Source organism: Oleiphilus sp. HI0128 (genome assembly GCF_001635365.1).
Genome location: NZ_LWGG01000166.1, coordinates 1 through 1,054, shown reverse-complemented (window position 1 = coordinate 1,054; position 1,054 = coordinate 1). Strand labels below are relative to the sequence as shown.

1 protein-coding gene and 1 pseudogene are annotated in these 1,054 nt (G+C 45.7%); both read left to right on the top strand.

Translation table 11 applies throughout. The annotated features are described in order from the left end of the window. A partial coding sequence (gene zapE / locus A3763_RS02105; protein WP_156494834.1) for a cell division protein ZapE occupies positions 1-433 on the top strand: 433 nt, incomplete at its 5' end. 276 nt (positions 434-709) lie between these two features. Continuing rightward, positions 710-1,054: pseudogene (locus A3763_RS02100) on the top strand (acetyl-CoA C-acyltransferase); the annotation flags it as partial.

The window sequence follows — 1,054 nt, the reverse complement described above, 5'->3', positions numbered from 1 at the left end:
AGCCGATATCAATTTGGATAAATACTTTAAACAGCTCGCTGTTGAAGCAGGTTCACACGAGCTAGAGCTTGAGATTAATGGTCGCCCTCTTAAAGCGCTACGGCACGCTGACGATGTTGTTTGGTTTACATTTTCCGAGCTTTGCGATGGACCTAGAAGCCAGAATGACTACATTGAGATCGCAAGAGAATTTCACGCAGTGATCGTGAGTAACGTCCCTCAGATGAGTATCGATACAGATGATCAGGCGAGGCGCTTTATCAATATGGTTGATGAATTTTATGACCGCAGCGTTAAGGTGATTATCTCTGCTGAAGCGCCTATCCATGAAATTTACCAGGGCGGCAAACTTAGCTTTGAGTTCGAACGTACAGAAAGCCGTTTGTTAGAAATGCAAAGTCACGAATATCTAGAACAGGCGCATAAAGCTTAATAATGCTCAATGTAGGCAGAGCCTTCCTCGACTCGCAGGCGGTTTGGCTTCGGGCAGACACCATACAGATTCATTGCGAGGGAGCGAGCCCCCTGCCTACAGAAATAGATACGCTATTGCCCCTATAAAGTCGGCGTTTTCTGTAGACCCTTTCTAAGCTTGCAATAAATGATCAACTTTATTGCTATGAAATATCATTGAGACCTTCGCTTAGCCAGCTATCCTAATAATGCGTTTTCCATTCAATGGACGAACAAATTTTATAGGATAAGTACAATGACAAATGAAGCCCTAATATTTGACGCGATTCGCACACCTCGGGGCCGAGGTAAAGCGAGCGGCGCTCTTCATGAAGTAAAACCGGTAACACTTCTTTCAGATTTATTAAACGCTCTTCAACAGCGCAATGGTTTCGATACAGCTGAGGTTGACGATATCGTCATGGGCTGCGTTACCGCTGTTGGCGACCAAGGTGCTGATATCGCAAAAACTGCAGCATTGGCTGCAGGATGGAATGATGATGTTGCAGGTGTTGTCCTTAATCGCTTTTGCGCATCGGGGCTCGAGGCGGTTAACACCGCTGCAATGAAGATTCGTTCAGGTTGGGAAAATCTCGTGGTC